Raw genomic sequence first — 503 nt, 5'->3', positions numbered from 1 at the left:
GCCGCCACCACCTCCGGGATGAGCCGGTTGGACGCAAATTTTCCCGTACCCAGGAACAGGCGGCTGGACAGCTCCCGGCCGCCGATCATCAATGCATCAGCCATCTGGCTAACCTCCTCCCACAAATCTCAAAACTTCCAGTCTGTCGTTTTCTTTCAAAGTGATACCGGGCCAGGCTTCTTTTCCGACCAGTTGATAATTGTATTCAATGATCACGGTGTCCGGATTCAGACCCTTTTTCTCAACCAGTCCGGCGATGGTCAAGCCCGCAGGCAGTTCTGCAGGTTTACCGTTTAAGTGGACAATCAGAAAAATCCGCCTCCTTTTTCTGCGTAATAAGCAAAACGTTGCAATTTCTACGGAAAACACGGGCCATGCAAGTCAGCTCTTTCTTCGCCAAAAGTTAAAACGCACCCGGCAGGCCAGGTGCGTACATGTGTACGAATCCCTTCCCTCCGCGGGCATTATCCCGATCAGGTTCAGGGGTCAGGTGCTTGCAGCCC

At 52.9% G+C, this 503-nt stretch carries 1 protein-coding gene and 1 pseudogene; both read right to left on the bottom strand.

From position 1 onward, the window contains the following. Positions 1-104: pseudogene (locus A6M21_RS19090) on the bottom strand (thiazole synthase); the annotation flags it as partial. 4 nt (positions 105-108) lie between these two features. Next, on the bottom strand, positions 109-369 hold the full coding sequence (gene thiS / locus A6M21_RS06650) for a sulfur carrier protein ThiS (RefSeq protein ID WP_345788088.1): 261 nt from the start codon (positions 367-369) through the stop codon (positions 109-111). Positions 370-503 lie beyond the last annotated feature (134 nt).

This window comes from Desulfotomaculum copahuensis, from assembly GCF_001655685.1.
In the GTDB taxonomy this organism is placed as follows: domain Bacteria; phylum Bacillota; class Desulfotomaculia; order Desulfotomaculales; family Desulfovirgulaceae; genus Desulfotomaculum_G; species Desulfotomaculum_G copahuensis.
Note: the sequence above shows the minus strand (reverse complement) of the source record. Positions and strands in the feature narration are given on the sequence as shown.